Annotated in this window: 27 protein-coding genes and 1 riboswitch; of the genes, 10 read left to right on the top strand and 17 right to left on the bottom strand. The window is 71.0% G+C overall.

Features of this window, described 5'->3' with window-relative positions; all coding sequences use genetic code 11:
- Positions 1-286: 286 nt before the first annotated feature.
- The gene (locus BLT43_RS14540; protein WP_090113980.1) at positions 287-982 is read left to right on the top strand and encodes a phosphatase PAP2 family protein; all 696 of its coding nucleotides are present in this window, start codon (positions 287-289) and stop codon (positions 980-982) included.
- On the opposite strand, the gene BLT43_RS14535 is transcribed toward BLT43_RS14540, so the two are convergent.
- The 11 genes from BLT43_RS14535 to miaB form a co-directional block, all read right to left on the bottom strand.
- Positions 972-1,586 (bottom strand): (d)CMP kinase, encoded by a 615-nt coding sequence (locus tag BLT43_RS14535; RefSeq protein ID WP_090113978.1) that lies wholly within the window; start codon positions 1,584-1,586, stop codon positions 972-974. The two genes, BLT43_RS14540 and BLT43_RS14535, sit on opposite strands and share 11 nt — an antisense overlap.
- Positions 1,583-2,929 (bottom strand): 3-phosphoshikimate 1-carboxyvinyltransferase, encoded by a 1,347-nt coding sequence (gene aroA / locus BLT43_RS14530; protein WP_090113976.1) that lies wholly within the window; start codon positions 2,927-2,929, stop codon positions 1,583-1,585. Before aroA ends, BLT43_RS14535 begins: the two co-directional genes overlap by 4 nt.
- A gap of 106 nt (positions 2,930-3,035) precedes the next feature.
- Positions 3,036-3,740: a tRNA (guanosine(46)-N7)-methyltransferase TrmB gene (trmB, locus tag BLT43_RS14525; protein WP_090113974.1), complete on the bottom strand. Its 705-nt coding sequence runs from the start codon at positions 3,738-3,740 to the stop codon at positions 3,036-3,038.
- 120 nt (positions 3,741-3,860) lie between these two features.
- Positions 3,861-5,042 (bottom strand): methionine adenosyltransferase, encoded by a 1,182-nt coding sequence (gene metK, locus BLT43_RS14520; RefSeq protein WP_090113972.1) that lies wholly within the window; start codon positions 5,040-5,042, stop codon positions 3,861-3,863.
- 8 nt (positions 5,043-5,050) lie between these two features.
- Positions 5,051-5,099: riboswitch (SAM-SAH riboswitch) on the bottom strand.
- 13 nt (positions 5,100-5,112) lie between these two features.
- Complete coding sequence (gene lnt / locus BLT43_RS14515) at positions 5,113-6,636, bottom strand: apolipoprotein N-acyltransferase (RefSeq protein ID WP_423222129.1); 1,524 nt, start codon at positions 6,634-6,636, stop codon at positions 5,113-5,115.
- A 5-nt stretch (positions 6,637-6,641) separates the two neighbouring features.
- Positions 6,642-7,580: a hemolysin family protein gene (locus BLT43_RS14510; RefSeq protein WP_090113969.1), complete on the bottom strand. Its 939-nt coding sequence runs from the start codon at positions 7,578-7,580 to the stop codon at positions 6,642-6,644.
- The gene (gene ybeY / locus BLT43_RS14505; protein WP_090113967.1) at positions 7,564-8,133 is read right to left on the bottom strand and encodes an rRNA maturation RNase YbeY; all 570 of its coding nucleotides are present in this window, start codon (positions 8,131-8,133) and stop codon (positions 7,564-7,566) included. Before ybeY ends, BLT43_RS14510 begins: the two co-directional genes overlap by 17 nt.
- Positions 8,120-9,160 (bottom strand): PhoH family protein, encoded by a 1,041-nt coding sequence (locus tag BLT43_RS14500; protein ID WP_423222130.1) that lies wholly within the window; start codon positions 9,158-9,160, stop codon positions 8,120-8,122. The genes ybeY and BLT43_RS14500 overlap by 14 nt, the downstream gene beginning before the upstream one ends.
- A 149-nt stretch (positions 9,161-9,309) precedes the next feature.
- Positions 9,310-9,609, bottom strand: coding sequence for a hypothetical protein (locus BLT43_RS14495; RefSeq protein WP_090113963.1), 300 nt, complete (start codon positions 9,607-9,609; stop codon positions 9,310-9,312).
- Between the two features lie 11 nt (positions 9,610-9,620).
- Complete coding sequence (locus tag BLT43_RS14490) at positions 9,621-10,163, bottom strand: OmpA family protein (protein ID WP_090113961.1); 543 nt, start codon at positions 10,161-10,163, stop codon at positions 9,621-9,623.
- A 263-nt stretch (positions 10,164-10,426) separates the two neighbouring features.
- Positions 10,427-11,743, bottom strand: coding sequence for a tRNA (N6-isopentenyl adenosine(37)-C2)-methylthiotransferase MiaB (gene miaB, locus BLT43_RS14485; protein WP_090113959.1), 1,317 nt, complete (start codon positions 11,741-11,743; stop codon positions 10,427-10,429).
- A gap of 108 nt (positions 11,744-11,851) precedes the next feature.
- Here miaB and BLT43_RS14480 point away from each other — a divergent pair, with 108 nt between their 5' ends.
- Entirely contained in the window at positions 11,852-12,706 is an 855-nt protein-coding gene (locus tag BLT43_RS14480) for a hypothetical protein (RefSeq protein WP_090113958.1), read from the top strand.
- On the opposite strand, the gene BLT43_RS14475 is transcribed toward BLT43_RS14480, so the two are convergent.
- Entirely contained in the window at positions 12,703-13,206 is a 504-nt protein-coding gene (locus tag BLT43_RS14475; RefSeq protein WP_090113956.1) for a type III secretion system chaperone family protein, read from the bottom strand. The genes BLT43_RS14480 and BLT43_RS14475 overlap by 4 nt on opposite strands.
- A 274-nt stretch (positions 13,207-13,480) precedes the next feature.
- Between BLT43_RS14475 and BLT43_RS14470 the strand changes: the two genes are divergently transcribed.
- Positions 13,481-14,518 (top strand): M42 family metallopeptidase, encoded by a 1,038-nt coding sequence (locus BLT43_RS14470; RefSeq protein ID WP_090113954.1) that lies wholly within the window; start codon positions 13,481-13,483, stop codon positions 14,516-14,518.
- Positions 14,519-14,575: 57 nt separating this feature from the next.
- Here BLT43_RS14470 and BLT43_RS14465 read toward each other — a convergent pair whose 3' ends face one another.
- Positions 14,576-14,824 (bottom strand): accessory factor UbiK family protein, encoded by a 249-nt coding sequence (locus tag BLT43_RS14465; protein ID WP_090113952.1) that lies wholly within the window; start codon positions 14,822-14,824, stop codon positions 14,576-14,578.
- A 132-nt stretch (positions 14,825-14,956) separates the two neighbouring features.
- Between BLT43_RS14465 and lgt the strand changes: the two genes are divergently transcribed.
- The 4 genes from lgt to BLT43_RS14445 all read left to right on the top strand — a co-directional run bounded on the left by lgt (position 14,957) and on the right by BLT43_RS14445 (position 18,789).
- A complete protein-coding gene (gene lgt / locus BLT43_RS14460) occupies positions 14,957-15,853 on the top strand; it encodes a prolipoprotein diacylglyceryl transferase (protein ID WP_090113951.1) in 897 nt (298 codons plus the stop codon).
- On the top strand, positions 15,850-16,914 hold the full coding sequence (locus tag BLT43_RS14455) for a class I SAM-dependent methyltransferase (RefSeq protein WP_090113950.1): 1,065 nt from the start codon (positions 15,850-15,852) through the stop codon (positions 16,912-16,914). Before lgt ends, BLT43_RS14455 begins: the two co-directional genes overlap by 4 nt.
- Entirely contained in the window at positions 16,911-17,675 is a 765-nt protein-coding gene (gene pgeF / locus BLT43_RS14450) for a peptidoglycan editing factor PgeF (protein ID WP_090113949.1), read from the top strand. Before BLT43_RS14455 ends, pgeF begins: the two co-directional genes overlap by 4 nt.
- Before the next feature lie 280 nt (positions 17,676-17,955).
- Positions 17,956-18,789, top strand: a complete 834-nt coding sequence (locus BLT43_RS14445; RefSeq protein ID WP_242652304.1) for a Hint domain-containing protein — start codon at positions 17,956-17,958, stop codon at positions 18,787-18,789.
- Positions 18,790-18,810: 21 nt separating this feature from the next.
- On the opposite strand, the gene BLT43_RS14440 is transcribed toward BLT43_RS14445, so the two are convergent.
- The gene (locus tag BLT43_RS14440) at positions 18,811-19,311 is read right to left on the bottom strand and encodes an Lrp/AsnC family transcriptional regulator (RefSeq protein WP_090113948.1); all 501 of its coding nucleotides are present in this window, start codon (positions 19,309-19,311) and stop codon (positions 18,811-18,813) included.
- Between the two features lie 210 nt (positions 19,312-19,521).
- Here BLT43_RS14440 and trxB point away from each other — a divergent pair, with 210 nt between their 5' ends.
- Both trxB and BLT43_RS14430 read left to right on the top strand, forming a co-directional pair.
- The gene (gene trxB / locus BLT43_RS14435; RefSeq protein WP_090113947.1) at positions 19,522-20,544 is read left to right on the top strand and encodes a thioredoxin-disulfide reductase; all 1,023 of its coding nucleotides are present in this window, start codon (positions 19,522-19,524) and stop codon (positions 20,542-20,544) included.
- A gap of 566 nt (positions 20,545-21,110) precedes the next feature.
- On the top strand, positions 21,111-22,817 hold the full coding sequence (locus tag BLT43_RS14430) for a bifunctional sulfate adenylyltransferase/adenylylsulfate kinase (RefSeq protein WP_090113946.1): 1,707 nt from the start codon (positions 21,111-21,113) through the stop codon (positions 22,815-22,817).
- 68 nt (positions 22,818-22,885) lie between these two features.
- Here the strand turns inward: BLT43_RS14430 and BLT43_RS14425 are convergent, their stop codons facing one another.
- Genes BLT43_RS14425 through BLT43_RS14415 form a run of 3 tightly spaced genes read right to left on the bottom strand, consistent with a single transcriptional unit; the run spans position 22,886 to position 24,419 of the window.
- On the bottom strand, positions 22,886-23,773 hold the full coding sequence (locus BLT43_RS14425; RefSeq protein ID WP_090113945.1) for a PhzF family phenazine biosynthesis protein: 888 nt from the start codon (positions 23,771-23,773) through the stop codon (positions 22,886-22,888).
- Positions 23,770-24,003 (bottom strand): DUF1150 family protein, encoded by a 234-nt coding sequence (locus BLT43_RS14420; RefSeq protein ID WP_090113944.1) that lies wholly within the window; start codon positions 24,001-24,003, stop codon positions 23,770-23,772. Before BLT43_RS14420 ends, BLT43_RS14425 begins: the two co-directional genes overlap by 4 nt.
- Positions 24,000-24,419, bottom strand: coding sequence for an Hsp20 family protein (locus BLT43_RS14415; RefSeq protein WP_090113942.1), 420 nt, complete (start codon positions 24,417-24,419; stop codon positions 24,000-24,002). The genes BLT43_RS14420 and BLT43_RS14415 overlap by 4 nt, the downstream gene beginning before the upstream one ends.
- Positions 24,420-24,575: 156 nt before the next feature.
- On the opposite strand from BLT43_RS14415, the gene BLT43_RS14410 reads away from it, so the two are divergent.
- Positions 24,576-24,794 (top strand): YdcH family protein, encoded by a 219-nt coding sequence (locus BLT43_RS14410; RefSeq protein WP_090113941.1) that lies wholly within the window; start codon positions 24,576-24,578, stop codon positions 24,792-24,794.
- Positions 24,795-24,824: the final 30 nt, after the last annotated feature.

Below are 24,824 nucleotides of genomic sequence, written 5' to 3'. Positions count from 1 at the left end.
CCAGATCCTTTTCGGGTTCTATTCGGGCCAGACGGTTGTCTCCGCCGGTCTTTTCCAAATGGGCACCGGCCTTGTCCGGCCCGCAAACGCGACAGGGGGACGGAATGCTCCGCCCCCGGGGATCGTGTCCTGCGGTCCATCGGGCGCTCCCTCGCGACACCCGGCCGATGCGCGCTCTATACGCCTCGGTGCCCCGCGCATCAACCCCCGCCCACTGGCGCCGCGATCCCTCCCCGCTTAGGACAGATTCCGCCGCCAGTTGTCCGGGGGCAAACGGGGGAGCGGCATGGACGAGGCGATACTGAAGGCGTTGAACGTGGTCGTGGGCCATCCGGGGCAGATCGACACGGCGCTGATCCTGATCGCCTCGAACCCGCTCTTCAAGGGCGTGCCCGTGATGATGCTGGTCTGGGCGCTGTGGACCCGCCCTGCCCCGCACCGCGCGCAGCTGCGCGCCCGGCTGGCCGCGGCGCTCGTGGCCGGGGTGCTGGCCATCGCGCTGGGTCGCGCGCTGTCGATGCTGCTGCCCTACCGGCCCCGGCCGATCCACGACCCGGATCTCGCCCTGCGCGTCGCCGACACGCTCGGCGCGCATACGCTGAACGGCTGGAGCAGCATGCCCAGCGACCACGCGGTGCTGTTCTTCGCGCTCGCCGCCGGCATCGCCATGGCGCACCGGCTGGCGGGCCTCGTGGCCGGCCTGCATGCGCTGGTCGTGGTCAGCCTGCCGCGCATCGCGCTCGGCTTCCACTGGCCGAGCGACATCCTGGTCGGCGCCTTCGCGGGCGGGCTGCTGGCGGTAGCGCTGGTGCCGATGCTGGCGCGGCTCGCCGGCGCGCTCGACCTCGAGCGGCGGCTCGAGACGCAAGGCTGGGTGCTCTACCCGATCCTGTTCCTCGTCACGCACCAGCTCGGCACGATGTTCGCCGAGGCGCGCTGGCTCGCCACCGTGGTGGCGGCGATGGCCGGCGTCACGATCTAGCGCCGGCCGCCGCGACCCGCGCCACCGCCGCGGCGATCGCGGCCTCGACCGTGAGGTCGGAGGTGTCGATCACATGCGCGTCCTCGGCCGGGCGCAGCGGCGCGGCGGCGCGGCTTTCGTCGCGCGCGTCGCGGGCGCGCACATCGGCCAGCACCGCCGCCATGTCGGTCGCGTGACCGGACTCCAGCAGCTCGGCCAGCCGCCGCCCGGCGCGGGCCTCGGCGCTCGCGGTGACGAAGAGCTTCACCTCGGCGGCCGGGCAGATCACCGTGCCGATGTCGCGCCCGTCGAGCACCGCGCCGCCCTCGCGCCGCGCGAAGCCGCGCTGGAAGTCCAGCAGCGCCGCCCGCACCTCGGGGATGACGGCGACCTCGCTCGCGGCCTGCGCCACCTCGGGGCTGCGCAGCCCCGGCTGCTCGAGCGCGTCGGGCGTCAGGTCGCGCGCCGCCGCGACGGGCTCGGCGCCCTTCAGCACCAGCGCACCCACCGCGCGGTAGAGCAGCCCGGTGTCGAGATGGGCGAAGCCGAAATGCGCGGCCACGGCGCGGCCGATGGTGCCCTTGCCGGCGGCGGCGGGGCCATCGATGGCGACGGTGAAGATCATGCCCGGCCCAGCTTCGCGCCGAGCCCGGTCATCAGCGGCTCGAACACCGGGAAGGAGGTGGCGATCGGCCCGCCGTCATCGACCCGCATCGGGGCGTTGGTGGCCAGCCCCATCACCAGGAACGACATGGCGATGCGGTGGTCGAGCCGGCTCTCGACCGTGACGCCGCCCGGCACCCGGCCGAAGCCGCGGCCCTCGACGATCCACCAGCCCTCGCCCTCCTCGACCGCGACGCCGGCGGCGCGCAGGCCCTGTGCCATGGCGTCGATCCGGTCGCTTTCCTTGACGCGCAGCTCCTTGACGCCGCGCATCACGGTCCGGCCTTCGGCGAAGGCCGCGACCACCGAGAGCACCGGGTATTCGTCGATCATCGAGGCCGCGCGCTCGGGCGGCACCTCGATGCCCTTGAGGTTGGGCGAGAAGCGCGCGCGCAGGTCGGCGACCGGCTCGCCGCCCTCCTCGCGCGGGTTCTCGTAGGTCAGGTCCGCGTCCATCTCGCGCAGCGTCTCGAACAGGCCCGCGCGGGTCGGGTTGAGGCCGATATTCGGCACCAGCACGTCCGAGCCCTCGGAGATCAGCGCCGCGCAGACCGGGAAGGCCGCCGAGGACGGGTCGCGCGGCACGACGATGTGCTGCGGCTTCAGCTCGGGCTGGCCGGTGAGCGTGATCACCCGGCCCTCATCGGTCTGCTCGACCGTCAGCTCGGCGCCGAAGCCCTGCAGCATCCGCTCGGTGTGGTCGCGGGTGGCCTCCCGCTCGATCACCACCGTCCGGCCCGGCGCGTTGAGACCGGCCAGCAGCACCGCCGACTTCACCTGCGCGGACGGCACCGGCACCGTGTAGCGCACCGGCATCGGCTCGCGCGCGCCGGTGACGGTCATCGGCAGACGCCCGCCCTCGCGGCCCTCGGCCTGCGTGCCGAACAGCGCCAGCGGGTCGGTGACACGGCCCATCGGGCGCGAGCAGAGCGAGGCGTCGCCGGTGAAGGTGGCGGTGATCGCGGTGGTGGCCATCGCCCCCATGATCAGCCGCACGCCGGTGCCGGAATTGCCGCAGTCGATCACGCCCGCGGGCTCGGAGAAGCCGCCGACGCCGACGCCATGCACCGACCAGCGCCCGCCGCCGTGGTCCGTCACCTCGGCGCCGAAGGCCTGCATGGCCTTGGCCGTGTCGAGCACGTCCTGCCCCTCGAGCAGCCCCTCGATCACCGTCTCGCCGACCGCCATCGCGCCGAGGATCAGGCTGCGATGGCTGATCGACTTGTCGCCGGGCACATGCGCCTCGCCCGAAAGCGGGCCTCCACGCTCAGAGATCATCGGGATCGGATCGCCATGGCCGGACATCGGGGCACCTCGTCGTTTGCTCGCCCGTTCCTAGACCGCCGCAGGGTCATGGTCCACGCCCCTGCCTACTTTACTCCCGAAATACTCCCGCCGGAGGCACCCGTCCTCACGGCCGGCGGAAGGTCAGGTAATGCGGGCGCCGCCCCTCGCGCAGCGCCTTCTGCTCGTAGCGGGTCGAGGGCCAGTCGGCCCAAGGCCGGTCGTCGGGGTGGTCGACCCGCTCGAACCCGGCCGCCGGCACCTCCTCGAGCGTCTGGCGCACGTAATCCTCGATGTCGGTCGCCACCCGGAACTCGGCGCCCGGTTTCAGCACCCGCATCAGCGGCTCGAGATGCTCCTGCGTCACGAAGCGGCGGCGGTGGTGGCGCGCCTTGGGCCAGGGGTCGGGGTAGTTCAGGAACGCCTTTTCGATGCTGGCGTCGGGCAGCACGTCGAACAGGTCGCGCACGTCGCCCGGATGCACCGAGACGTTCTCGACGCCGGCGTCGCGGATCTTGCCCAGCAGCATCGCCACGCCGTTGATGAAGGGCTCGGCGCCGATGATCGCGATGTCGGGATAGCTCTTGGCCATGTGCACGAGATGCTCGCCGCCGCCGAAGCCGACCTCGAGCCAGACCGGCTTGCCGCCGAAGCGCGCGTCGAGGTCGAGCTTTTCGCGCTCGGGGTTCACGTCCCAGCCGACAGGGCCGGGCGAGAGCGCGCCCAAATCCTCGTCGAGATGCTCCTTCTGCCGGGGGCGGAGCGTCTTGCCGTGAATGCGGCCATAGAAGTTGCGCCAGGGGGCGCCGGTGGGGTGCGAGCCTTTGGTCATGGCGCGCGGATTAGCCCGGCCGGGGCGGTGGCGCAACAGGGCCGAAGGGCAGTCGGGCCGCCCAAAGGTCGCCGTGAGTATTTGAAGAGTGAAGTGGCAGGGGCGCCGGGCCCCTGCCCGTCAGAGCCCGCGCGTCAGCGCGTCGGCCAGATCGGTGCGCTCCCAGGAGAAGCCGCCATCCTCCTCCGGCGTGCGGCCGAAATGGCCGTAGGCGGCGGTGCGCTGGTAGATCGGGCGGTTCAGCCCCAGATGAGTGCGGATGCCGCGCGGCGTGAGATCCATCGCCTGCGCGATGGCGTGCTCGATCCGGGCGGCCTCGATCTCGCCGGTGCCGTGGGTGTCGCAGTAGATCGACAGCGGCCGGGCCACGCCGATCGCGTAGGACAGCTGGATCGTGCAACGGTCGGCGAGACCGGCGGCGACGACGTTCTTGGCGAGGTAGCGCGCGGCATAGGCGGCCGAGCGGTCGACCTTGGTCGGATCCTTGCCCGAGAAGGCGCCGCCGCCATGCGGGGCCGCGCCGCCATAGGTGTCGACGATGATCTTGCGGCCGGTCAGGCCGGCATCGCCGTCGGGGCCGCCGATCACGAACTTGCCCGTGGGGTTCACCCACCACTCGGTGGCGTCGGTGATCCACTCGGCCGGCAGCACCTCACGAATATAGGGCTCGACGATGGCGCGGATGTCGGCGCTCGACTGCCCCTCGTCGGAGTGCTGGGTCGAAAGCACGATCGAGGTCGCCTCGACCGGCATGCCGTCTTCGTAGCGCAGGCTGATCTGGCTCTTGGCGTCGGGGCGCAGCGTCGGTTCGGCGCCGGACTTGCGCGCCTCGGCCAGCCGCTTCAGCACCCGGTGCGCGTAGTGGATCGGCGCGGGCATCAGTTCGGGCGTCTCGCGGCAGGCATAGCCGAACATGATGCCCTGGTCGCCGGCGCCCTCTTCCTTGCCCTCGGCCGCGTCGACGCCCTGCGCGATATGCGCGGACTGCGCGTGCAGCAGGTTGGTGACCTCGACGCCGTTGTGGTGGAAGGCGTCCTGCTCGTAGCCGATGTCGCGGATGCAGTCGCGCACGATGTCCTCGACGCCGCCCAGAACGGCCTGGAGGCGGCCCTTGTCCCGCAGGCCGATCTCGCCGCCGACGATGACGCGGTTGGTGGTGGCGAAGGTCTCGCAAGCCACGCGCGCCTCGGGCTCCTCGGCGAGCAGCGCGTCGAGCACGGCGTCGGAGATCCGGTCGCAGACCTTGTCGGGATGGCCTTCGGAGACGGATTCCGAGGTGAAGATGTAGTTCTTGCGGGACATGGGAAAGGCGCTCCATTGGATTTCGCCCGACACGCCAGGAAGCCGTTGTGCCGGGAGGGATCCGATCCGGCTACGCCGGGACCCGGGCGCGGTCAAGCCGAATGTCCCGGCGAAGCGATCCCAGTGCCGCGAGCAGCGCCAGCACGACGAGCATCGGCGCGTCGCCGGTCCGCGCATAGGCCGGCGCCGGGCCGCGCGGCGGCAGCGCGGCGTCGACCGCGCCGGCCTCGTTCAGCCCAATTTGCGCGGTGACGCGCCCGGCCGCGTCGATCATCGCCGAGACGCCGGTATTGGCGACCCGCGCCATCGGCATGCGCTGCTCGATCGCCCTGAGCCGGGCCTGCGCGAGATGCTGGTAGGGGCCGGACAGGTCGCCGAACCAGCCGTCATTGGTGACCAGCAGCATCAGCCGGGGCCGGAGCGCGCCGGTGGCCGCGGCCGCGTTGATCTCGCGTGCGAAGATCCCCTCGTAGCAGATCAGCGGCAGCGCGAGGCCGATGCCCGGCACGGCCACCGGGTGCAGACCCGGACCGGCGGTGTAGCCGCCGCCCTCGCTCGCCGCGAGGCCGTGGATGCCGAAGCGGGCGGCGAGATCGCCGAAGGGGACGTATTCGCCGAAGGGCACGAGGTGGCTCTTGTCGTAGAGCGAGGCGACGCGGCCCTGCGGGTCGAGCACCACGGCCGAGTTGAAGTAGCGCGTGCCCTCGCGCCGCTGGATGCCCAGCGCCAGCGGCGCGCCGCGCGCCGCCTGCGCGCCCTGCGCCAGGGCGACCTGCGACTCCTCAAGAAGCCAGGGCAAGGCGGTCTCGGGCCAGACCACGAGGTCGGGCGGCGCGCCGGCCGCCGTGTAGTCGATCAGCCGCTCGTAGAAGACCCGGGCCCAGTCCGGGTCCCACTTCAGCGCCTGCGTGGCGTTGGGCTGCACCAGCCGCACCACCGGGGCGCCGGCCTGCGGGCCGGGTGCCGGGCCGGGGTCGAGCGCGAACCAGGCGCCGATACAGGCCAGCGCCGGCACCCCGATGACCGAGCGGGCACCGATCGCATGGGCGGCCATCGGCAGGCCCAGCACGCCGAGCGTCAGAAGCGGCGCGCCGCCGAGCGCCGCGAGTTGTGCGAAGGGCGTGTCGATCAGCACATGGCCCGGCAGCGCCCAGGGAAACCCGGTGAAGACCACGCCGCGCAGCATCTCGACCCCGGCCCACAAGGCCAGCAGCAGCGGCCAGCCACGCCTGTGCGCCAGAGCCCAGGCCGCGCCCCAGAAGAGCGCGAGGCCCCCCGCCATCAGCACCAGCGCAAAGGGCGCCATCCAGCCGTGGCGGGCCACGTCGACGAGGAAGGGCTCGACGATCCAGCTCAGCCCGAGGCCGAACCAGCCCGCGCCCAGCGCCCAGCCGGTCAGGAAGGCGCCGCCGCGTGTCGTGGCGAATGGCCTGAGCACGGAGGCCAGCAGCAGTGCCGCCAGCGTCAGCGGCCACAGCCCCCAGGGGGCGAGGCCGAGCGCGGCCAGCGCGCCGGCCAGCGCCGCGACCGCGCCGCGCGGGGCCGGACGCGCGGCCATGCGGCGGGCGGTGGCCCGCGCTCCGGCCCATCGCATCGCGGTCAGGCTTCCCGGACCGTTTCCCGGGCCGAAAGGCTTCCGGGCAGGCGGATCCGCAGCCGCTTGATCCGGCGCGGATCGGCGTCGATCACCTCGAACTCGACGCCGGCCGGATGCGGCACCACCTCGCCGCGGGCGGGCACGTGACCCGCCAGCATCGAGACCAGCCCGCCGAGGCTGTCGACCTCTTCCTCGTCGATCTCCTCATGCGCGGTCAGGTCCATGCCCACCGCCGCCTCGAAGCTCTCGAGCGGTGTACGCGCCAGCGCCAGCCAGACGCCGGGCTTCTCGCGGATGAAGCTCTGCGCCTCGTCGACGTCGTGCTCGTCCTCGATCTCGCCGACCACGGTCTCGATCAGGTCCTCGATGGTCACGAGGCCGTCGGTGCCGCCGTACTCGTCGATCACCAGCGCCATGTGGATCCGCTCGGTCTGCATCTTCTGCAGCAGCACGCCGAGCGGCATCGAGGGCGGCACGAACAGCAAGGGCCGCAGCATCTCGCGCAGGCTGAAATCGGGCCGCTCGGGCACGAAGCAGTATTTCAGCGCGAAATCCTTGAGGTTGACCAGGCCGATCGGCGTGTCGAGCGTGCCGTCGAAGACCGGGATCCGGGTCAGGCCGCTTTCGCGGAACACCTCGATCAGCTCGTCCATCGGGATTGTCACCGGCACGGCCGTGATGTCCGCCTTGGGAATCATCACGTCCTCGACCCGCATCCGCCGCAGGTTCAGCATCCCCGGCACCGGCAGGACCGGCGCGAAGCTGCGCGGCGCGTCGAGCTGCGCGATCTCGGCCTCCGGGGGGCTGAGGACCCCGATGATGCGGCTGAAGAATCCGCGTCCGCCACCGCCATCGGCGGTGACGCTACTTTGCCCCTCGGGGCCCTCATCGCCGCCCTCGCGGGGCTGGCCCACGGCGGTGGTCTCAATCGCGTCGCCCATCTTCTCCTTCCGGCACAGTTGTCAGGTCCCCGGCATATGGGTCCGCGATCCCCATCTTGCCAAGTATCTCCGTCTCGAGCCTTTCCATGAGCGCCGCATCGCCGTCGCGCTCGTGGTCGAAGCCCAGCAGATGCAGGGTGCCATGCACCAGCAGATGCGTCACGTGGTCCTGCATCCGCCGCCCCGCCTCGACCGCCTCGCGCGCGCAGGTCTCGTAGGCGATCGCCACGTCGCCCAGCTCGGTCGGGCCGAACCGGTCGTGCTCGGGCGGTGCGGGCCAGGCCCCGTCCCGCGCCGCGCCGCGCTCGTCCGAGGGCCAGCTCAGCACGTTGGTCGGCTTGGGCTTGCCGCGGAAATCGGCGTTGAGCTCGGCGATCCGGGTGTCGGAGCAGCCCAGCAGGCTGATCTCGAAGCCCTCTGGCCCGAGGTCGAGCCTTTGCAGCGCCGCCGCGCAGGCGGCCTCGGCCAGCGCCTCGAGCCCGGCCGCTTCCCAGCGGTGATCCTCGATCAGGCAGTCGACCAGCGGCGGCCGCACCGGCTTACGCGGTGCCATCGGCTTCGTAGGCATCGATGATCGCGGCGACCAGCGGGTGGCGCACGACGTCCTTCGAGGTGAAATAGCTGAAGCTGATCTTCGGGATGTCCTTCAGGATGCGCTCTGCGTCGTGCAGGCCCGAGGCCACGCCGCGCGGCAGGTCGACCTGGCTGCGGTCGCCGGTGACCACCATGCGCGAGCCCTCGCCCAGACGGGTGAGGAACATCTTCATCTGCATGGTCGTGGCGTTCTGCGCCTCGTCGAGCACCACGAAGGCGCGGGCGAGCGTGCGGCCGCGCATGAAGGCCAGAGGCGCGATCTCGATCACCTTCTCCTCCATCATCTTCGCGGCCTGCTTGCCGGGCAGGAAGTCGTTCAGCGCGTCGTAGAGCGGCTGCATGTAGGGGTCGACCTTCTCCTTCATGTCGCCGGGCAGGTAGCCGAGCTTCTCGCCCGCCTCGACCGCCGGGCGCGACAGGATGATCTTGTCGACATGGCCCTGCAGGAACATCGACACGCCGACCGCGACGGCGAGATAGGTCTTGCCGGTGCCGGCCGGGCCGATGCCGAAGCACAGCTCGTGGTCGAACAGCGCCCGCACATAGGCCTTCTGGGCGTCGGTGCGCGGCTCGACCAGCTTGCGCCGGGTCTTGATCTCGATCCGCTCGGCGGCCGGGTCGGCCTTGAACAGGTCGATCTGCTCGGCATCGGGGTCGGGCTCGGGCGCGCCCATGCGCAGCTCGCGGTCGACATCGGCGGCCTCGACCGGCCGGCCCGCCTCGAGTCGGGCATAGAGCGCCTGCAGCACCCGCACCGCATCCTGCGAATCCGGCTCTTCGCCGATCACCGACAGGCGGTTGCCGCGGCGCAGGATCTGCACGCCCAAGCGCTCCTCGATCACCGCGAGATGGCGGTCATGCTCGCCGCACAGGTCGATCAGCAGGAAATTGTCGGGAAACTCGAGAATCGACTCGGTCGGGGTGGCGATGGACAAGCAGGACTCCTCATGCCGATGCGCGCCGGGGGTTGTGACAATGGTCGCAATTCGCGCGCCTCCGCGCAAGCGAATGCGGCGCGGGATACGGCCGAAACGCCCCGCGCGGGCTTTCGTTGCACGCCCCATCTGGGAACCAAGACCCGGAATCGGAAGGGCCGCGCTCCCGGCGCGGCCCCTGCCATCACGTCGGCGCGATCTCAGAGCGGGTCGGGAATCGGCGAGCCGTCCTTGAAGGGCCCCGCCGCGACCTCCGGCTGGGCCACGCCCGAGCAGACCGGCCGCCCGTCCGGCGTCAGCCGCTCGGACATGTAACCCTCGACGCCGTCGTCGATGATCCAGTGGTCGCAGCCGTTCGGGTCCACCCAGATCCCGGCCACCATGGTCGAGAGGCTGTGGGCGTTGATGCCGCGATCGGCCGACTTGTCCGGGCCGATCGGGGCGCAGGCCGAGACGAGGCCGCCCAGGGCGACGAGCGCGATGATCTTGTGACTGGTCATGGCGGCTCTCCTCAGCGCAGGCAGTAGATTTCGACGCGGCGGTTCTGCGCCATGCCCGCGGCGGTGGCGTTGGTCGCCTTGGGCTGGCGTTCACCGAAGCCGCGCACGTCGACCACCCGCACCCCGACGCTCTGGGCGACCTGCGCCACGGCGTTGGCGCGGTTGTTCGACAGGCGGATGTTGTACTCGTCGCTCGCCCGGCTGTCGGTGTGGCCGTAGATCAGGAAGCCGAAGGCATCGGCCTGCCGGAAGAACTGCTGCAGCCCCTCGCGGCCGGCGGCCGAGATGTGGAAGCGGTCGGTGGCGAAGAACTGGTCGGTGTTCATCACGCCGCAGATCTCCGAGCGGTGGCAGACCGGGCGGCCGTCGCGGGTGCGGTGCGGGCTCATGAAGCCTTCGGCGCCGTCATCCATCGCCCAGTGCTCGCAGCCGTCGGGGTCGATCCAGATGCCGGGCCGGTAGCGCTCGGCGTCGACCACCCGCGGATCCTGGGCCATGGCCGGGCCGGCCAGGGCGCCCAGCCCCAACGTCGCCGCCACGAGCGCGCCGATCATCCGCGCGCCCCGCTTATCGAGAAATGCCACAGTCACTGTCCTCCTGAGAACTCGTCATATCCCGCAGGGCCCTGGCCCATGCGGCGTCGAAGCACAGTGTTAACGCGCCCTTCCCTCTTGGAAAGGCTTAGGCGATTCTTTGCCGATCGCGGTCGGGACAATCGGCCACGCCTCCGGTCATTGCCCCGTTTTCAAACAACAATTCCAGTCGGAAAGTCACATTTGGGCAGGCGGCGGCCTTGCCCCTGCCGGGATTCGCGCGATCAGGCGAGGAGCGTGCCGCCGAGCGAGTTCGGCCCCGCCTCGGTGATGCGGACCTTCACGATCTCGCCGCGCAGCGCCTCGGGCGCGTCGACATGCACCGCGAAGAGATGCTCGGACTTGCCGACCATCTGCCCCGGCAGCCGGCCCGGCTTTTCCAGAAGCACCGTCGTCTCGCGCCCGACCATCGCGTCCTGCGCGGCGCGCTGCTGCTGGGTCAGCAGGCCCTGCAGCCGCTGCAGCCGGTCGTCCATCACCTCCGGCGCGACCTGCACCTTGCGCTCGGCCGCTGGCGTGCCGGGGCGCGGCGAGTACTTGAAAGAGAAGGCCGAGCCGTAGCGGACCTCGCGCACCAGATCCATCGTCGCCTCGAAATCGGCATCGGTCTCGCCGGGGAAGCCGACGATGAAATCCGAGGTCATCAGGATATCGGGGCGCGCGGCGCGGATGCGCTCGATCAGGCGGATGTACTCTTCGGCGGTGTGCTTGCGGTTCATCGCCTTGAGGATGCGGTCCGAGCCCGACTGCACCGGCAGGTGCAGGTAGGGCATCAGCTTGGCCTCGTGCCCATGCGCCGCGATCAACGCCTCGTCCATGTCGTTGGGGTGCGAGGTGGTGTAGCGGATGCGCTCCAGCCCGTCGATCTGCGCGAGCTGGCCCACCAGCGCCGCGAGGCCGCCCTCAGCGCCATGCCAGGCGTTGACGTTCTGGCCCAGCAGCGTGACCTCGCGCACGCCCGCCTCCACCAGCCCGCGCGCCTCGGCGACGATGCGCTCGGCCGGGCGGCTCACTTCGGCGCCGCGGGTGTAGGGCACGACGCAGAAGGCGCAGAACTTGTCGCAGCCCTCCTGCACGGTGAGGAAGGCGGTGGGGCCGCGCTTGGCCTTGGGCCGGCTCTTCAGCGCCGCGAACTTGTCGTCCTCGGGAAACTCGGTGTCGACGGCGCGGCCGCCCTGGCCCACCCGCGCCTCCATCTCCGGCAGGCGGTGGTAGCTCTGCGGCCCGACCACGAGATCCACGAGCGGCATCCGGTTGAGGATCTCTTCGCCCTCGGCCTGCGCCACGCAGCCCGCCACGCCGATCTTCAGGTCGGGCTTGGCCTCCTTCAGCGGCCGCAGCCGGCCGAGGTCGGAATAGACCTTCTCGGCCGCCTTCTCGCGGATGTGGCAGGTGTTGAGCAGGACCATGTCCGCCTCGTCCTGCACCTCGGTGGTGACGTAGCCCGACGCGCCCAGCGCCTCGGCCATGCGCTCGCTGTCATAGACGTTCATCTGACAGCCATAGGTCTTGATGAAGAGCTTCTTGGGCGCCTGGGTCATCCGCCATCCCCCGGTGAAAGATCAGGCCGCGGGTCTAAGCCAAAGCCCCGTCTCTTGCAATGTGGGCCCGATCCGGCAAGGTCGGCGGCAGGTCACGAGGGGGATGCGATGCGGATCACGGCGCTGCGGCGCGCGCTGGGCCAGCCGGAGGACGGGCCGACGGCCCTGATGCTGGCCGAGGACGCCGCCGAGATCGAGGGCACGCTGCGCCACCTGCTCGGGCTCGGCTTCGGCCGGGTCGTCGCGGTGCTGCCCGACGACCTCGAGGCGCCCGCGATCGGCGACCCGAGGCTGCACCTCGTCACCGCAGAGACCCGCGGCCCCGGCCGCGCCGAGGCGCTGCTCGACGCCGCGCTCGCTGCCGCGCCGCCGGGGCTGTGGCTGCATTGGTGCCACAACGCCGAATACCTGCTCTTTCCCCATTGCGAGAGCCGCGGCGTGGAAGAGCTGTGCCGCTTCGTGGAGGGCGAGCGCCGGGCGGTGGTCGGCGGCTGCATCGTCGATCTCTACCCCGCCGACGTGGCCGCCCACCCCGACGGCGTCGCCCCCGGCGCCGCCTGCTTCGACCGGATCGGCTATGTCGCCATGCCGCGCCATGACGAGGCCGGGCAACAGCTGCCGCGGCAGGTCCGGATCCTCGGCGGGCTGCGCCGACGCTTCGCGGAACACGCCGACCCCGCGCGGCACGACCTGGCCCGGCCGATGCTGCTGCGGGTCGCGCCGGGGATGCGGCGCGACCCGGACGGGCGCTTCGCGCCGCCCGAATACGACACGATCGAGGGGCCGTGGCACCGCTCGCCCACGGCGGCGCTGGCCTCGTTCCGCGCCGCCAAGGCGCTCAGGCGCAACCCGGCCTCCCGCGCCGCGGCGACGCGGTTGCGCTGGGCCGGCTCGGCCCGGTTCGACGGCACGTCGCGCCAGTTGCTGGAAGCCGGGCTGATGGAGCCCGGTCAGTGGGTCTAGGCCCGGCCGTAGGCCTCGGCGATGGCGATCTGCAGCGCCGCCGCCGGGTCGCGATGCGCCCAGGACACCAGCTGGAAGGCCGGGTAGAAGCGTTCGCAGGCGGTGAAGGCCGCCTCGATCATCCGGTCGACCTGCTCGGGCCCGGCCACCTGCCCGCCGGCCAGCGCCAGCCCGTAGCGATAGGCCATCACCCGCCGGTCGTCCCACCACACGAAGCCGCCGACCCAGAGCCGGTCGTTGATCCGGTTGATCAGGTCGAGGATCTGCGGCAGCCGCGGCTCTGGCGGGTCCATCTCGAAGCAGCAGGCCAGCCGCAGCGTCTCGTCCGCCGGCTGCCAGGCCAGCGTCGCGCGATAGTCGCGCCACTGCCCGGTCAGGCCCAGCGCGATCTGGTCCTCGTCGACCCGTTCGACCTCCCAGTCGCGCAGGTCCGCCACCCGCTCGACCAGATCGATCGGATGGATCTCGTCGGCGTCGAGATACTGCTCTGAGAATGCCATTGCCGGCCTCGTGTGCTTGCTGTCATGGGCCGCGACGCGGTGGCGGCCCTTGCGTCATCGGGAGCCCTTCCGGCCCGCGATCTCGTGGGGTATATGATGAGTCTTGGCCGAGTCGCTGTAAAGCGCGCAGTTGGGGATAAGTGTCCCGATTCGGCCCCGGAACGAATCGCTTCCCGAATTTCTTGTGGATAACCGAATCGGTGCTGCCGCCGCGTGGCCCGTTGCCACGGCCCCGCCGCTGCGGCAGCCTCCCGCGCAAATCACGGGAGACATCATGAACACCGATCTACTCAAGCGCCTCTGCGAGACCCCCGGCGTGCCGGGGCACGAGCACCGGGTCCGCGACCTCGTCCTCAAGGAGATCGAGGGGCTGTTCGACCATGTCGAGACCGACCCGATGGGCAGCCTGATCTGCCGCCGCGACGCCGCCACGGACGGCGCGCCGAAGATCATGCTGCTGTGCCACATGGACGAGATCGGCTTCCTCGTCAGCCATGTCGACGAGAAGGGCTTTCTCTGGCTGCAGCCGGTCGGCGGCTTCGACCCGCGCAACCTGTTCTCGCGCCGCGTGCTGGTCTGCACCGACGAAGGCGACATCAAGGGCGTGATGAACCCCGGCGGCAAGCCGCTGCACATCTCCAAGCCCGAGGACCGCAAGAAGGTGCCCGACGTGGGCGAGTTCTTCGTCGACACCGGGCTCGGCCCGAAGGCCGCCGAGATGGTGAAGATCGGCGACATGGTGGTGATGGACGAGCCGTTCCTCGAGATGGGCGAGAAGTTCGTCTCCAAGGCGCTCGACAACCGCGTCGCCTGCTGGCTCGGCATCGAGGCGATCCGCCAGCTGGCCGACAAAGGCCGCGGCGCCGAGATCCACGTGGTCTTCACCACGCAGGAGGAGGTCGGCCTGCGCGGCGCGCGCACCGCCGCCTACAAGGTGCGCCCCGACATCGGCATCGGCGTCGACACCACGCTCGCCTGCGACACGCCCGGCGTGCCGGACAAGGACCGCACCACCCAGCAGGGCAAGGGCTTCGGCCTGCATGTGCGCGACAGCAGCTTCATCGCCGATCGCGGCCTCGTCGCCGATCTCGAGAAGCTCGCGCAGGACAGGGGCATCCCGTTCCAGCGCACCATGCTGGCCGCCGGCGGCCAGGACGGCGCGGCCGCGCAGCAGGCGGCGGCCGGCGCCCGCGCCGTGGGCGTGGTCGTGGGCACCCGCTACATCCACACCGTGACCGAGATGGTCGACCGCACCGATCTCGAGGCCGCGCGCGACATCCTCGCCGCCTATCTCGAGAGCTTCTCGGCCTGACACGCGAAGGGGCGGCCCGCCGGGCCGCCCCTTTCACGCTCGGCTCTTCGCCCGGGCTCAGTTCGAGGTCTTGGTCTCCAGCGCCTCGATCCGCGCCTTCAGCGCCTCGTTCTCCTCGCGCGCCTTCTGCGCCATGGCGCGCACCGCGTCGAACTCCTCGCGGGTGACGAGGTCGCGGTCGGCCAGCCAGCGGTCGAGCATCGACCGCATGGCGTTGTTGGCCTCGTCCTTCGCGCCCTGGGCCACGCCCATCGCGTTGGTCATCAGCTGCGACAGGTCGTCGAAGATCTTGTTCCGGGACTGCATTGCGGGCCTCCGCTGGCATAACGCTTTGTCCCTATATGGGCGGGCCGGCCCGGCGCGACAAGCCGCGCATCGCGGCGCCCCGGCCCGGCGGCTCGATTGACTCCGCCCGCGCGCGGCCGCAGACAAACCGCCATGAACGGCATTCCCTTTCCCGAGATCTCGCCCGAGATCTTCTCGGTCTCGATCGGCGGCTTCGACTTCGCGCTGCGCTGGTACGCCATGGCCTACATCGTGGGCATCATCCTCGGCTGGCGCCTCGCCGTCGCGGCGCTGAGACGCCCGCGGCTCTGGCCCGCCGACACGCCCGCCATGACGCCGCCGCAGCTCGAGAACCTGCTGAGCTGGATCATCCTCGGCATCATCGGCGGCGGCCGGCTGGGCTACGTGCTGTTCTACCAGCCGGGCCACTACCTGACCCATCCCTGGGAGATCCCGATCCTGTGGCAGGGCGGCATGTCCTTCCATGGCGGCTTCATCGGCGTGGTGCTGGCCATTCTGATCTTCGCGCGCCGCCACGCGCTGCCGCTCGGCGGCGCGGCCGATACCATCGCGCTGGCCACGCCCCCTGCCCTGCTGCTCGGCCGCATCGCCAACTTCATCAACGCCGAGCTCTGGGGCCGGCCGACCGACCTGCCCTGGGGCGTGATTTTCCCCGGCGCGGCCGCGCAGGACTGCCCCGGCATCGAGGGGCTCTGCGCGCGCCACCCCTCGCAGCTCTACGAGGCCGGGATCGAAGGGCTGTTCCTCCTGGTGCTGTTCGTGCTGATGGCCTTCCGCTGGGGCGCGCTGAAGCGGCCATGGCTGCTCTCGGGCACCTTCTTCCTCGTCTACGGCATCGGCCGCTTCCTGGTGGAGTTCGTGCGCCAGCCCGACGCGCAGTTCGTGACCCCCGGCAACCCTCTCGGCCTCGCGCTGCACATCGACGGCTGGGGCCTGACCATGGGGCAGCTCCTGTCGCTGCCGATGATCCTTGCCGGGCTCGCGGTGGTGCTCTGGGCGCGGCGGCGCCGCGTCGGGGTGCCGGCATGAGCGCGCTGCACGACATCCTGCTGCGCCGGATCGCCGCCACCGGCCCGATCAGCATCGCCGAATACATGACCGAATGCCTGCTGCATCCCGAGCACGGCTACTACACCACGCGCGACCCGCTGGGCGCCGCGGGCGATTTCGTCACCGCGCCCGAGATCAGCCAGATGTTCGGCGAGCTGGTCGGGCTGTGCATCGCCCAGGCCTGGATCGACCAGGGCCGGCCGGACCCCTTCGTGCTGGCCGAGCTCGGCCCCGGCCGCGGCACGCTGATGACCGACCTTCTGCGCGCGACCCGCGCGGTGCCGGGCTTCCACGCCGCCGCGCGGCTGCATCTGGTCGAGGTCTCGCCGGCGCTGCGCGCCGTGCAGGCCGAGGCGTTGCCGGAGGCGCGCGGCTGGCATGACCGGCTCGACCAGCTGCCCGAGGACGGCCCGCTGTTCCTCGTCGCCAACGAGTTCTTCGACGCGCTGCCGATCCGGCAGTTCCTGCGCGAAGGCGCGGGCTGGCGCGAGCGCGTGATCGCGCGCGACGGCGACCGGCTGGGCTTCGGCCTGACCGCGCCCGCGCCGCTGGCCGAGCTCGCGCACCGGCTGGACGACACCAGCGACGGCGACATGGTCGAGACCTGCCCGGCCCTGCCGGCGCTGGCGGGCGAGATCGGCCGGCGCATCGCCGCGCAGGGCGGCGCGGCGCTGGTCGTCGACTACGGCGCCGCCGACGCCACGGGCGACAGCTTCCAGGCGGTGCAGGGCCACCGCAAGGTCGACCCGCTCGAGGCGCCGGGCTCGGCCGACCTCACCGCGCATGTCGACTTCGGCGCCCTGGCGCGGGCGGCGGCGCCGGCGGCCTGTGCCGGGCCGGTGGCGCAGGGCGTCTTTCTCGAGCGGCTCGGCATCACGCCCCGGGCGCGGGCGCTGGCGCGCGGGCTCGAGGGTGCGGCGCTCGAGACGCATGTCGCCGCGCATCGCCGCTTGACCCATCCGGGCGAAATGGGCGACCTGTTCAAGGTGGCCGCGCTGCATCCGCGCGGCACCCCGCCACCACCCGGGATGGACCCGTGAACGCCGCGACGCCGCTCGACATCATCACCTCTGACAGCCTCGCCGAGCTGCGGCACGGCTTTTTCGGCCGCGCCGGCGGCGCGTCGTCGGGGGTCTTCGCCGGGCTGAACTGCGGGCTCGGCAGCTCGGACCAGATCGAGGCGGTGCGGATCAACCGCAGCCGCGTCGCCGCCGCGATGGGCGTGACGCCCGACACGCTGGTCGGCGTGCACCAAGTGCATTCCGCCGACGTGGTCGCCGTCGACGGCCCGCAGGACCGGGTCCGGGCCGACGCCATGGTCACCGCGACGCCCGGCCTCGCGCTGTCGATCCTGACCGCCGACTGCCAGCCGGTGCTCTTCGCCGACACCGGCGCCGGGGTGATCGGCGCAGCCCATGCCGGCTGGAAGGGCGCGCTGAACGGCGTGCTCGAGGCCACGGTCGAAGCGATGATCGATCTCGGCGCGCGGCGCGAGGCGATCCACGCGGCGATCGGCCCGACCATCAGCCAGCGCTGCTACGAGGTCGGCCCGGAGCTGCTCGAGGCCTTCATGGCCGAAGACCCCGAAGCCGCGCGCCACTTCGCGCAGGGCGAAGGCGACCGGCTGCTCTTCGACCTGCCCGGCTTCGGCCTCAGGCGGCTGCGCGGCTGCGGCATCGCCTCGGCCGAATGGACCCGCCACTGCACCTATTCGGACCCGGCCCGCTTCTTCAGCTACCGCCGCTCCACCCATGCGCGCGAGGCCGATTACGGCCGGCTAATCGCCGCAATCCGGCTCTGAGCCCGCCCCGGGCCGGGCCAGAAGCGGTCCTTTTCTCGCCCCCTTCGCCCGACATGCTGCCCTTGTCACGACAAGGAGACCGTCATGTTCAGGTTCATCCTGAAGATGTTGCGCGGCGTGCCGGCAGGCCCCGTCGCGCTACCGCCGCTGCCGTTCGAGGCGCGCCGTCCGCGCCGCCCCGTCGCCTGAACCGAAGGGCCCGACCGGGCCCGCCCTGACCCTCGCGCTCGCAGCGGCCGGTGGGGGCCGGCCGGGAGCGCCAAGACCGGATGTCGATCACATGGCCACACCCGTCTTTCCCCGCACCTCATCGGTGGCGCCGCCCGGCCTTCCGCAGCCGGAGGACGGCCGCGCGCCGCCGCCCGACTCGGTGGAGGCCCGCCTCGCCCCGCGTCCGGTCGGCGCGCCGCCGCGCCCCCGGCCGAGCCTCATGCGCCGGATCGAGATCCTCTGCGTCTGCCCCCGCCACCCGGGCGACATCATCGAACGCAGCGACACCGTGCCCGCCCTGCCGGTCTTCGAGGATGCCGTCTCGGCGATCGCCCGCGGCGCGCTCCTGCCGACCGATCGCGGCCTCGTCGCGATCGAGGATCTCTGGCCCGGCGACAAGGTGAAGACCGCGACGCAGGGCTTTCGCACGCTGCTGTGGCGCGGCTCGACGACCATCGTCGCCGGCGTGCGCGGCCAGGCCCCCGAGATGGGTCGGCTGACGCGGATCTCGGCCGACGCGCTGGGCATCGCCCGGCCGATGCACGACCTGCTGCTCGGCCCGGCCGCGCGGCTGGTGCGGCGCGGCGCGGCGATCGAGCGGATCACCGGGCACCGCGCCGCGGCGATCCCGGCGCATGACCTGCTCGACGGCTTGGGCGTGGTCGAGGTGACCCCGCCCTCGGGCGTGCAGGTCTTCCACCTCGGGTTCGAGCGCCAGCAGCGGCTGGTGGTCAACGGCGTCGAGATGGAAAGCTACCACCCCGGCCCGGCGCAGCTGGCACAGCTCGACGGCGAGACGCGCAGCCTGTTCCTCGCCTGCTTCCCGCACCTGTCGCGGATCGAGGATTTCGGCCCGCCGGCGCTGCCGCGTCTTAGGCTGTCGGATCTGGAGATGGTGGCCTGATGAGGGCCTAGACCCGCGCGCTCAGGCGCGGCGCGACAGCCGCTCCTCAAGCACGTCGAAGGGCACGCCCGGCTCTTCCTTGCCGTTGCGGATCACCAGGCTGGTCTTGACGCTGGCGACGTTCGGCGCCGAGGTCAGCTCACCGGTCAGGAAGCTCTGGAAGCCGCGCAGGTCGGGCGCCACGCATTTCAGGATGAAGTCGACCTCGCCGTTGAGCATGTGGCACTCGCGCACCAGCGGCCAGTCGCGGCAGCGCTGCTCGAAGGCGGTGAGCTCGGCCTCGGTCTGGCTGACGAGGCGCACCATCACGAAGACCGCGACGTCGAAGCCCAGCTCGCGCGCATCGACATCGGCGTGGTAGCCGCGGATGTAGCCCTGCTCCTCGAGCGTGCGCACCCGGCGCAGGCAGGGCGGCGCCGAGATCCCGACCCGGCGGGCCAGCTCCACATTCGTCATCCGCCCGTCGCCCTGCAGCTCGGCCAGGATCTTCCTGTCGATCTCGTCTAGCTTGGTCCCCGGCATGTCCCACTCCTGAATCTTGCGCGACCCCTACGTCACCGAGACGGCTTGCGCAACGATCTTGCACGTCCGCGCAACATCGTGACCAACCGGCATGGTTTCAAGGGAACGGTAGACCGCCCTGCGCGACCGTCATGGCCGGGCTGCGGGGGTTTGCACCGTCAGGCGCAGGGGCTATATGCAGCCGACTTCAGGCTTGCAAGGGGGTGTCCCATGACCACGGAGCGCGAAACCAGGGTGCTGATCATCGGCTCGGGCCCCGCGGGCTACACGGCGGCGGTCTATGCCAGCCGGGCGATGCTCAAGCCGATCCTGGTGCAGGGTCTCGAGCCGGGCGGCCAGCTCACCACCACCACCGATGTCGAGAACTGGCCCGGCGACGCCACCGTGCAGGGCCCCGACCTGATGGTGCGCATGGAGGGCCATGCCCGCGAGATGGGCGCCGAGGTGATCACCGACATCATCACCGATCTCGACCTCTCGAAGCGGCCCTTCACCGCCAAGGGCGACAGCGGCACGGTCTACAAGGCCGACGCGGTGATCCTCGCCACCGGCGCGCGGGCGAAATGGCTCGGCCTGCCCTCCGAGGAGGCCTTCAAGGGCTTCGGCGTCTCGGCCTGCGCCACCTGCGACGGCTTCTTCTACCGCGGTCAGGAGATCGTCGTGGTCGGCGGCGGCAACACCGCCGTGGAAGAGGCGCTGTTCCTGACCAACTTCGCCTCCAAGGTCACGCTGATCCACCGCCGTGACGAGCTGCGCGCCGAGATGGTGCTGCAGAAGCGCCTCTTCGATCACCCGAAGATCGAGACGCTGTGGTTCCACCAGCTCGAGGAAGTGGTCGGCGAGGACAGCCCCAAGGGCGTGACCGGCGTGCGCGCCAAGAACGTCAAGACCGGCGAGATCACCGAGATCCCGGCCAAGGGCGTGTTCATCGCCATCGGCCACGCGCCGGCCTCGGAGCTGGTCAAGGACCAGCTCGAGACCCATCACGGCGGCTACGTGAAGGTCGAGCCGGGCACCACCCGCACCTCGGTGCCGGGCGTCTTCGCGGCGGGCGACCTGACCGACCACGTCTACCGCCAGGCCGTGACCTCGGCCGGCATGGGCTGCATGGCCGCGCTCGACGCCGAGCGCTTCCTCGCCGAGGCGGGCGACGCGCCCGAGGTCGAGGGCCACGCCAAGGACGAAACGCTGCCGCTGGGCTACGGCGCGCCCGAGACCGAAGGCGTACAATGAGTTTCCGGGCGGCGGACCTCCGGCTCCGCCGCCCGAAGCGCCCGTCTCCGGCGCGTCCTGCCCGAGGGCGCCGACCCGCTCGGCGCGGCCGAGCATCCCGTGGGCCGGTTTCACCACGGTGGCCAGCGAGCCCTCTCCGCCTCGCTGAGCGCCGAAGGCATCGACGTGGCCCCTACCTCCTATCTGCGTGATGCCACGACCTGCGCGTTAATCCGCCCGACCCGGCGGTGCGCCATGTCGAGAACCGCGCCGCCCTTCACCGGGCCCGCAGCAGGCCCGCGAGCGGAGCCGCGGCGCGCAAGGTGCCGAATCTCACCCATCTCCGCTGTTGGGACGGGGCCCGCCCGATGGCGCCATGCTCGTCCCGTTCGGGCGGCCGACCCCGTGGTGCGCGGCGCGCGGCCGAGGGGTGTTCCACGGCGATCGGCACCCGGCGCATGATCGTTCTGCCTCGGCGCCCGAAACCGGAAACTTGTCCGTTTCACCCGCATCGCTCTTGATCCGTTGCGAACGCACGGTCTACGAGCGCTAGGAACAGTTCATTTTCCGGCCCCCGGAGTTGCGTCATGATGGCCCCCAATCTCGCCCCGATCCCCGAGCTCTACGTCTCCTACGACTCGGCCCAGAAGCTGAAGCTCGAGGCCGGCAACCTCGTCTCGCACGATCTGACCCAGCGGCAGACCTGCGATCTCGAGCTCCTGATGAATGGCGGGTTCAACCCGCTCAAGGGCTTCCTGTCGGAGGAGGACTACGACAGCGTGGTCGACACCATGCGCCTCGCCGACGGCCAGCTCTGGCCGATGCCGGTGACGCTCGACGTCTCGGAAAGCTTCGCCGAGCGGGTCGAGATCGGCCAGGACATCGCGCTGCGCGACCAGGAGGGCGTGATCCTCGCCACCATGACCGTCACCGACAAGTGGGTGCCGAACAAGTCGCGCGAGGCCGAGAAGGTGTTCGGCGCCGACGACCAGGCCCACCCGGCGGTGAACCAGCTGCACAACCACACCGGCAAGGTCTATCTCGGCGGCCCGGTGACCGGCATCCAGCAGCCGGTGCATTACGACTTCAAGGCGCGGCGCGACACGCCCAACGAGCTGCGCGCCTATTTCCGCAAGATGGGCTGGCAGCGCATCGTCGCCTTCCAGACCCGCAACCCGCTGCACCGCGCGCACCAGGAGCTGACCTTCCGCGCCGCCAAGGAGGCGCAGGCCAACCTGCTGATCCACCCGGTGGTGGGCATGACCAAGCCGGGCGACGTCGACCACTTCACCCGGGTGCGCTGCTACGAGGCGGTGCTCGACAAGTACCCCTCCTCGACCACGCATCTGTCGCTTCTGAACCTCGCGATGCGCATGGGCGGCCCGCGCGAGGCGCTGTGGCACGCGATCATCCGCAAGAACCACGGCCTGACCCACTTCATCGTCGGCCGCGACCATGCCGGCCCTGGCAAGAACAGCCAGGGCGAGGATTTCTACGGCCCCTACGACGCGCAGGAGCTGGTGCGCCAGCACCAGGAGGAGGTCGGCATCGAGATGGTCGACTTCAAGCACATGGTCTACGTGCAGGAGAAGGCGCAGTACTACCCGATCGACGAGGTGCCCGAGGGCGCGACCGTCTTGAACATTTCGGGCACCGAGCTGCGCCGCCGCCTGGCCGAGGGGCTGGAGATCCCCGAGTGGTTCTCCTTCCCCGAGGTGGTGCGCGAGCTGCGCCGCACCAAGCCGCCGCGCGCCAAGCAGGGCTTCACGGTGTTCTTCACCGGGCTGTCGGGCTCGGGCAAGTCGACCATCGCCAACGCGCTGATGGTCAAGCTGATGGAGATGGGCGGGCGGCCGGTCTCGCTTCTGGATGGCGACATCGTGCGCAAGAACCTCTCGAGCGAGCTGGGCTTCTCGAAGGAGCACCGCGACCTCAACATCCGCCGCATCGGCTTCGTGGCGAGCGAGATCACCAAGAACGGCGGCATCGCGATCTGCGCGCCGATCGCGCCCTACGCCACCACTCGCCGCGCGGTGCGCGAGGACGTCGAGAACCACGGCGCCTTCGTCGAGGTGCATGTCGCGACCTCGCTCGAGGAATGCGAGCGGCGTGACCGCAAGGGGCTCTACAAGCTGGCGCGCGAGGGCAAGATCAAGGAGTTCACCGGCATCTCCGACCCCTACGACGTGCCCGAGACGCCCGAGCTCCGGGTCGAGACCGAGGGCACCGATGTCGACAACTGCGCGCATCAGGTGATCCTGAAGCTCGAGCAGATGGGACTGATCGCCGGCTGACCCGGCCATTCATGAGAACGCGAAAGGCGCGCCCCCTGGGGCGCGCCTTTTTCGTTGCGGTCAGTGGGTCAGAGCAGCAGCTCGCCCCGCATCAGCATATGCCCCGTGCCCGAGACCCGGACGCCCTCGATCGCACCGGGCGGGCCCAGCACCTCGACCTCGGCCTGCCCCGGCCGGCCCATCCAGTGCCCCTGCTCCGCGGTGTAGCGCGGCGCGTCGATCAGCCCGCGCGCCCACAGATAGGCCGCCGTCGCGCCGGTGGCCGAGCCGGTGAACGGATCCTCGGGCGGGCTCGGCGGCGCCAGGAGCAGCCGCGAGAAGGTCCGCCCGGCTGAGGTCGCGCCTTCGAGCGTGACGAGGAAGGGCTCCATCACGTCGGCGTCGGGCTCGCCGCCCAGATGCGCGCGGAACCGGCCGAGCGCGTCGACGTCGAGCCGCGCCCGGCGCAGCGCGTCGTGATCCCTGAGCACGGTGATGCAGAAGGGCAGCCCGGTCGAGACCACCTGCGGCGGCGCGACGATGTCGCCGGGGTCGAGGCCGATGGTGGCGGCGACCAGGTCCGGCGGCACCTCCGGCCCGAAGCGCGGCGCGACCTGCGTCATGCCGATCAGCGGCAGGCCGGCCGACCGGGTCAGCGTGATCGGGATGATCCCGGCCTGCGTCTCGAGCGTCAGCCCGTCGCCCTCGATCAGCCCGCGCGACAGCATCGCCGCGACGGTGGCGATGGTCGGATGCCCGGCGAAGGGGATCTCGCGGCTGGCAAGGAAGTAGCGCACCCGCATGTCGGCCCGCTCCGACGGGCCGGTGAAGGTGCATTCGACGAGCGAGGTCTCGCGCACGAAGGCGCGGCAGGTCTCGGCGTCGAGATGCGCGGCGTCATGGACGACCGCGCATCCGTTGCCCCCGAAGGGCCGGTCGGCGAAGGCGTCGACCCAGTCGAAGGCGAGCGGGGTCAATGCAGCGTCAGCGGCTGCATGTCGTGCTGGCGCGCCAGCGTGAAGGCAAGGTCGCGATCGGCCACCAGCGCCAGCTGCTGGCCCTCGCTGTCATGCACCGCGAAGAGCACGTCGAGGCCCTCGGCCTGCTCTTGCACCTCGTCGGGCAGGTCGGCCACGGCGACGGGCTTGACGTAGACCAGGTTGCTTTCGTCGGCGGTCAGCTTGGGATGGCGGAACTGGGTGTTCATTTTCCACTCCTCTTGATGCGGATCGTCTGCACGACGCTGTCGGCGGGCTGACGGGAAAGGTCGATGTGCAGGAGGCCGTTCTCCATCACCGCTTCGCCAACCTCGACGCCGTCGGCGAGCACGAAGCTGCGCTGGAACTGGCGCGCGGCGATGCCGCGATGCAGAAAGACCCGCTCCTGGGCCGCCTCGGACTGGCGGCCGCGCACCACGAGCTGGTTGTCCTCGACCGTGATCGACAGGTCGTCCTCGGCGAAGCCGGCGACCGCCAGCGTGATCCGGTAGGAGCGCTCGGACGTCTGTTCGATGTTGTAGGGTGGATATCCGTCTCCCGACGCCTTCGCGGTGCGTTCGACCAGCCGCTCCAGCTGTTCGAAGCCCAGAAGGAAGGGGTGCGTCCCCAATGTCGACTTCGTCATGCGACACGTCCTTTCACAAGCGACCGTCCGTCAGCGGCCCCGGCATCGGCAGCCGCTTGATTTCAATATGGGAGGCGGAATTCCGCCTTGCAAGTGGCGGGGCTAGGCGGCGGAGGGTACAGCGAATATGCTGTCGAAAAGACCTGGGGCCCGGCCATGAACCAATCCGCGAAGATGGAGGAGATCGAGGTGCTCCGCGTGGAGCTCGAGGTGCTCAAGCGCGAGCACCGCGATCTCGACGAGGCGATCCACGCGCTCGAGGAGCGCGGCGGCACCGACATGCTGCGCCTGCGCCGCCTGAAGAAGCAGAAGCTGCAGCTCAAGGACCGAATCGCCCGGATCGAGGACCGGATCTTTCCCGACATCATCGCCTGAGCCGCGCTTGCCGTTGCGGCCGCCCCCTGC

This window comes from Limimaricola pyoseonensis, from assembly GCF_900102015.1.
Classification (GTDB): Bacteria; Pseudomonadota; Alphaproteobacteria; order Rhodobacterales; family Rhodobacteraceae; genus Limimaricola; species Limimaricola pyoseonensis.
The sequence above is the reverse complement of the archived record's forward strand: the minus strand, read 5'-3'. Positions and strand labels throughout refer to the sequence as shown.